This window comes from Deferribacterota bacterium (genome assembly GCA_034189185.1).
Classification (GTDB): Bacteria; Chrysiogenota; Deferribacteres; order Deferribacterales; family UBA228; genus UBA228.
This window is the reverse complement of sequence record JAXHVM010000096.1, coordinates 1-6,713: the sequence shown is the minus strand read 5'-3', so window position 1 is coordinate 6,713 and position 6,713 is coordinate 1. Positions and strand designations below refer to the sequence as shown.

General features: G+C 30.9%; 8 protein-coding genes. All 8 read left to right on the top strand.

Going from position 1 to position 6,713, the window contains the following annotated elements:
- Positions 1-461, top strand: a 461-nt coding sequence (locus SVN78_07240; GenBank protein MDY6821398.1) for an FGGY-family carbohydrate kinase, incomplete at its 5' end; no start/stop codon positions are given.
- A gap of 9 nt (positions 462-470) precedes the next feature.
- The gene (locus SVN78_07235) at positions 471-1,511 is read left to right on the top strand and encodes an NAD(P)-dependent oxidoreductase (protein ID MDY6821397.1); all 1,041 of its coding nucleotides are present in this window, start codon (positions 471-473) and stop codon (positions 1,509-1,511) included.
- Positions 1,508-2,197, top strand: coding sequence for a PTS transporter subunit IIC (locus SVN78_07230; protein ID MDY6821396.1), 690 nt, complete (start codon positions 1,508-1,510; stop codon positions 2,195-2,197). Before SVN78_07235 ends, SVN78_07230 begins: the two co-directional genes overlap by 4 nt.
- Positions 2,167-2,877, top strand: a complete 711-nt coding sequence (locus tag SVN78_07225; GenBank protein MDY6821395.1) for a hypothetical protein — start codon at positions 2,167-2,169, stop codon at positions 2,875-2,877. The genes SVN78_07230 and SVN78_07225 overlap by 31 nt, the downstream gene beginning before the upstream one ends.
- A 59-nt stretch (positions 2,878-2,936) precedes the next feature.
- Positions 2,937-3,965 (top strand): 6-phosphofructokinase, encoded by a 1,029-nt coding sequence (locus tag SVN78_07220; protein MDY6821394.1) that lies wholly within the window; start codon positions 2,937-2,939, stop codon positions 3,963-3,965.
- Between the two features lie 6 nt (positions 3,966-3,971).
- Positions 3,972-4,928, top strand: a complete 957-nt coding sequence (locus tag SVN78_07215) for an AIR synthase-related protein (GenBank protein MDY6821393.1) — start codon at positions 3,972-3,974, stop codon at positions 4,926-4,928.
- Positions 4,925-6,025, top strand: coding sequence for an aminopeptidase P family protein (locus tag SVN78_07210; GenBank protein MDY6821392.1), 1,101 nt, complete (start codon positions 4,925-4,927; stop codon positions 6,023-6,025). Before SVN78_07215 ends, SVN78_07210 begins: the two co-directional genes overlap by 4 nt.
- Before the next feature lie 47 nt (positions 6,026-6,072).
- A complete protein-coding gene (locus SVN78_07205) occupies positions 6,073-6,531 on the top strand; it encodes a hypothetical protein (protein MDY6821391.1) in 459 nt (152 codons plus the stop codon).
- Positions 6,532-6,713 lie beyond the last annotated feature (182 nt).

Here is a 6,713-nt window from a genome sequence, read left to right as displayed (position 1 = left end):
TAATTTTTTTACCATTTTTATTTGGCTCACCCTTTAAAAACGGCTCAGGGGCCTTTATTGGTATTAAAGGTGATTATAAAAAATGGGATCTCTTAAGAGCAATATATGAAGGCGTAGCTTTTAACCATAGATACCATATCGAACAACTTGGTAAAACTTTTGATATTAAAAGACTTAGGTTTACAGGTGGTGCATCAAAGAGTGAATTTTGGAGCCAATTATTTGCTGATATAACAGAAAAGAATATAGAAACTGTTGATAAACAAGAGACGGGGTGTTTTGGTAATGCATTGATTGCCATGATTATGTTAGGAAAAATAAAGAAAATAGATGATATAAACAAGTATATTAACATAAAGAATACATTTAAGCCAATTTATTCTTACAATAATAAATACAGAATATATTTAGAATGTTGTAAGTCATTAGAAAATGTATGGACACAATTAGATCAACTATAATAGGAGGTTATGATGAAATGTTTAATAATAGGTGATAGAGGAATTCCTGAGCAATGTTTTTTAGAAAAATTTAAATATTTAGAGAAGTATGATGTTGATTTTGAGTTGGCAAATTTAGATGAGTCGATGGATGACGCTGCCTTTTATGCACATTTGAGAAAAATTGAATTAGAGGGTCCAGAAGATATTAAGATAAGAGAAGATTTGTTAAAAAAAGTTGAAGAAGCTGATATTATTGCAGTGCACTGGACTCCTGTTAATAAGGAGTTTTTATCAAGAGCAAAGAAATTAAAAATCTTAGCGCTTTCAAGAGCTGGATATGAAAATGTTAACATTGATGTCGCAAGAGAAAAAAATATATGGATAATCAATGCCCCTGGAAGGAATAAAGAAGCAGTTGCTGATCATGCTATTACTTTGTTCTTGGCAGCTAGAAGACGTATACCTTTATTGCACTCAAAGATTAAAGAAGGCAAGTGGGAAACCTTTTACCCTGAAAAAGATTTAAAGAATATGACTGCAGGACTTATTGGTTTTGGTAATATTGGTAGAGAAAGTGCAAAATTACTTAAAGGTTTGGGACTAAAGGTGTTAGTTTATGATCCATATGCTAATAAAAATGATATTATAAAAGAAGGTTGTAGTTATGCCTCCTTTAATGATTTATTGAGTAATTCTGATGTTATATTAATGCATGCAAGGGTGAGTGAAGAAAGTAAACATATGATAAATACCCAGGCCTTTAAAAAGATGAAAAAGAAGCCTATTTTTGTTAACAATGCAAGATCTCTTTTAGTTGATACTAACGCTTTGATCTCTGCTTTAGAGGAAGGATTAATCTCAGCGGCAGCTTTAGATGTATTTGACGAAGAGCCGTTATCTCCTAATACCCCTCTATTAAAATTTGATAATGTTGTTTTGACACCACATACCTCTAATACTGTCCAGAGCTTAATGTATAATGGCCCATCAATTATAGCTAAGGATATAGAAAAAATTTTAAAAAGGGAAAAACCTCAATATTGTATTCTTAGTGGAAGAGAGTTGTGACTGACATATTATTTTGGTTAAAATCAGTTATAACTGCTCTTGGAGTATCTGTTCTACTCCCAATATTAATATTTACAATATTGGTTATTTTAAAAGTAAATATAAAGAACTCTTTGTTTCAAGCAATAAAGTTAGGCGTTGGATTTCAGGGGATAATATTAATAATTAATGCTTACGTTTCTTTTATTACACCTGTATTTGAAAAGATGATAAAAATAACAGGTATTGATTTACCTGTATTAGATATAGGGTGGGCACCTACAATGGTTGTCTCATATGCCACAACGCTGGGGGTTGTTTATATAGGTGTTGGTATAATTTTACAACTTTTCTTGTTTTTTATTAAATGGACTAATATATTGCAGATAACTGATGTAGTAAATATATATTCATATCCAATATGGGGTCTAATTACTTATCAGTTAACAGGTAATTTTATACTCTCGATTTGCATAATGATTACAATTAATATGTTCACCTTAACTATTTCTGAGGTTGTAGCAAAAAGATGGTCAACTTATTATAAGATTCCTGGTGGAGTGTGTGCAATACCTCATGAGGTTGGCACAATACCTGTTACAATTTGTACTAATTTTGCTTTAAACAAACTAAAATTAGATAGGTTAAATATTTCAACAAAGACCTTAAAGGATAAATGGGGGTTTTTGGGGAGCCTATATTTTTAGGTTTTTCAAGTGGTATATTGATTGGCCTTCTAGCAAACATTAAAAACATATTTGTTCTTAAAAATTTTGTGGAGATCATAACTGTTGGTATGGCAACAGGTGCAGTTGCTGTAATATTTCCAAAAGCCGCCTCATTAATAGGAGAGGTTTTTGGTGTTGTTGCTGAATATATAAAAAAATGGGTTTTGAAAAGGGGTGAGACAAGAGAGGTTTATTTTGCAGTTAATGATGCCGTTGGTTTTGGTGAGCCAAATAATTTTATAGCAGCATTAATTTCTATACCACTTATTATATTTTTAGCTTTTATTTTACCTGGCAATAAAGTAATGCCTCTAGTTGATCTAGTTGGCGTTGCATACACTATTAATATTATATCAGCTATAAACAAAGGGAATATTTTAAAAACATTAATATGCACGATTATATATTATGGATTGGGGTTTTATGCTGGTACTTTTATTGCTCCTATTTATACTGATATTGCTGCTTCAACTAATACAGTAACCTTACCAAGTGGTTTTGCAACTAGCTTGAATACGCTGTGTAAACCATTTTTATTGCTTATTACATATCCATTTATGAAAAGTTCTATTTTGGGAATATCAGCTGTGATAACTATATATTTAATTATTTTCTTTGCGGTTAAAAAATATAAAAATATTATTGAAAATTACTTATAATTAGGTTGAATTAATATTAGTATAATATAAATTTAATAAAATAAAAAAGAGGTGATTCAATGAGAATAGGCATATTAACTGGCGGTGGGGATTGCCCTGGTTTAAACCCTGTAATTAGAGCTGTTGTTAGGCAATCTATAAATAATGGTGATAATGTATTAGGTATTAAATATGGCTGGAAAGGGTTGTTAGATAAAGAATTTGAAGAACTAGACCTTGAGAAAATATCAGGGATATTACCACGGGGTGGAACAATCTTGAGGACTTCACGAACCAATCCCTATAAAAAAGAAGATGGTCCAGAAAGAATAAAAAATAATTTTAATGAACTAGGTTTAGATGCCTTAATTGCTGTAGGTGGTGAAGATACCCTTGGGGTTGCCTACAAATTATATAAAGATATCGATTTAAAAGTCGTAGGTGTTCCTAAAACTATTGATAATGATTTATCTGCAACTGATTTTACATTTGGTTTTGATACATCAATAAATATAGTTACAGAATGTATAGACAGGCTTCATACAACAGCAGAATCACATAATAGGATAATGATTGTTGAGGTCATGGGTAGACACGCTGGATGGATTGCAACCTATGGTGGTTTAGCAGGTGGCGCTGATTATATATTAATACCTGAAATCCCAATAGATATAGATGATGTTGTTGAATCTATCAAAAGAAGACATAAAAGAGGAAAAGATTTTAGTATTATAGTAGTTGCAGAGGGTGCTACTTTTAAAGAGGGTACTCATTTTGTTCAAGAGAAAGAAGTAGATGAGTTTGGCCATGTAAAACTTGGTGGCATTGGTAATACTTTAGGGGATTTACTCAAAGAGAGATTACATTATGATATAAGGGTGGTAGTATTAGGCCATATTCAAAGAGGTGGTGCGCCAAGTGCATTTGATAGGATTTTAGCAACTAGGTTTGGAATAAAAGCTTATGAATTAGTGAAAGATGGAAAATTTGGCCATATGTGTGCTTTAAGTGGCAATAAGATTATAGATGTACCCTTAGAAAGAGCAGTTAATGCGTTAAAAACAGTGGATATGGATATATATAATATGTCTAAAATATTCTTTGGCTAAACCAATATGGAAGAGGGCAAACTCTCATATAATATTCTAGAAAAGATTATTAAAACTTATAGTGTGCAAGACGCATCTATGGTTAAGGGTCCAGGTATTGGTATTGATTGCTCGGTTTTTGATAATGGCAGAAATTATTTAGTTGTGACATCTGATCCAGTAACATATATAGCCTCAGGTAAATATTGTGTTAATGTTAATGTTAACGATATTGCGTCAATGGGTGCAGAGCCGTGGTTTTTTCTCTCCAGTATTGTGCTACCAAAAGGATATAGTCAGAAACAATTAGAAGTTATTATGGCTGAGATAAAAAGTGAATGCGAGAAATATAATATTAATTTTGGTGGAGGTCATACTGAGATAAATTCTGTTGTAAACAACCCAGTAATTGCTGGTTTTATGGTAGGTTATTGTGATAAAGATGATTTAAGAGGATCCTTTAATGCAAAGGATGGTGATATAGTAATTATAACTAAAGGTGTAAGTATAGAGGGTACCTCAATAATTGCTGAAATTAAGAAAAATGAAGTATTAGAAAAGTTTGGTTCTAAATTTTTAAAAAGTGTGGTTGAATTAAAGAATAAATTGTCTGTTTTAGAAGAAGCTAGAATTGCTAGGAAATATGCAAATGCTATGCATGATATAACAGAGGGTGGATTGGTTAATGGGCTTTATGAAATAGCAATAGCTTCAAATGTTTCTATCGATTTAGAGAGTTTGCCAATAATAGATGTTTCAAAGATACTTTGTGATGAATATAATATTGATCCTTTAGGGCTTATAACAGCTGGGACACTTGTTATAACAACATCTAATAAATCTCTAAAAGATTTATTAGATGAAAATGGGGTAGATGCTTTCGAGATAGGACGAGTAGTTAGTGATGCTAAAAAGGAAGTCAGGTATAAGGGTAAGGTGTTGGAAATGTTTGAAAGAGATGAAATAGTAAAATTATTTCAATGATGATAGATAAATTGGCTGAAAGGCGTAGAAAAAAAATAATAAACAGGCTGGGAAATAATATTGATTATATATTACTTTTGCCTGGTAAAAACTTGTACTATTTAACTGGTATAGATTTAAATATATCCTTAGATAGGCCATTTGTTTATATTTTAGATACAAGTGATGCTAAAAGTTATATAATAGCCCCTAAATTGCATGAAGCTGAGATAGACAAAAATATGTTTAGTGACTGTAAATTCTATACTGATTTAGAAGACCCCTTTGATATAATTTCTAGTTTTTTTAAAGCCAATTCTAGTATTGCTGTGGAGAAAAACATTCCTTTATATATTTATGATAATATATCTAAAAAAGCGAATTTAGAGACCATAACATATATTGATTCAATAATAAGTGATGAGAGGAAAATAAAAGATAATATTGAGATATCAAATATTTTAAAGGCTGTTTATATAGTTGATGAGACCTTCGAAAGATTAGTTAAGGAGCCCTTAAAAGGTAAATGTGAAAGAGAGATTGCAGCATTGATCGAATATATTATGAAATCCTTAGGTGCTGAGAATTATTCTTTCGAGACTATCGTAGCTGTTTCTGAGAATGCCGCTAACCCTCATCATAAACCAGGTGAGAGAACCTTTAATGAAGGAGATTCTTTGGTTATAGACTTTGGCGCAATTTATAAAAATTATTGTTCTGATATCACAAGAACGATTTTTTGTGGCGAACCTCCTGAGAAAGTAAAAAATATTTATAATATTGTGAAAGAAGCTAACGAAAAGGCAATTGATGCTATAAAGCTCAATAATGAAATATCCATAATTGATAAAGCTGCACGTGATATTATATCAAATCATGGCTATGGAGATTATTTTATTCATAGAACTGGCCATGGTATTGGTTTAGATGTTCATGAAGCACCTGTTATATCTTTAAATAATAATGAAAATGTTTTAGAGGGTATGGTTTTTACTGTTGAACCAGGTATATATCTACCAGAGGAATTAGGCGTTCGTATAGAGGATGATATCTTAATTACCAATAAAGGCGCAAATATATTGACAAAATCAACAAAAGATCTTTTGATAGTATCATAGTTTATATTGTTAATTATAATTTAGTGTATTTTTAAGGTTAAAGATAGATGTGTGGTGGATTAATATTTAATAATAAAGACGAATTAATAAGAGTTTATTTTCCCGTTCCCTATTCAACAATATATTATATTGATAGTAAAGGGGTTACAAATAAAGCCTTTTGGGGCATTAGGGGCGAGTCAGAATTTAGTGACTTAATATTTCCTAAAACAGGCTGGGCAAAAATTGAAAGCATTAAAAGTGGCTATTGGAATAGGTTTAATCCTGAGAAAGTCTATATACCAGCTTATAAATATATGGAAAAAGATCCTAATGGGAACTCGCATTGGTTTGAATTAAAAGATAATGAATTTATTATGGGTTTATTGGTAAAAAGTTATGAGCATCCTTTTGTATATGTAATAACAATTCCCTCTCCGAAGGATTACGCTCACATACACGATAGATGGGTCTTTGTAGTAGAAAAGGATAATCTAGATAAGGGACTTAGTATAACTAGTGGCTAATCTGTTATAATTTGAATTATTATAAGTTTGTTTTTTAAGTGAAAAAAATGTGTATAGATAGATATAGGCTGTGTATATAAATTTTAAGTTTAAATGTAATGTTTATTTTATCTAACTCACAGATCATTTATGTTTAATTTATTGTTTTAATTAGTTATATATCAAATTTATTAATCCAATCC

Coding starts and splice junctions, on each gene's coding strand:
- SVN78_07225 (MDY6821395.1), top strand. CDS start 2,167: ATGGGGGTTTTTGGGGAGCCTATATTTTTAGGTTTTTCAAGTGGTATA.
- SVN78_07210 (MDY6821392.1), top strand. CDS start 4,925: ATGATGATAGATAAATTGGCTGAAAGGCGTAGAAAAAAAATAATAAAC.
- SVN78_07215 (MDY6821393.1), top strand. CDS start 3,972: ATGGAAGAGGGCAAACTCTCATATAATATTCTAGAAAAGATTATTAAA.
- SVN78_07205 (MDY6821391.1), top strand. CDS start 6,073: ATGTGTGGTGGATTAATATTTAATAATAAAGACGAATTAATAAGAGTT.
- SVN78_07220 (MDY6821394.1), top strand. CDS start 2,937: ATGAGAATAGGCATATTAACTGGCGGTGGGGATTGCCCTGGTTTAAAC.
- SVN78_07235 (MDY6821397.1), top strand. CDS start 471: ATGATGAAATGTTTAATAATAGGTGATAGAGGAATTCCTGAGCAATGT.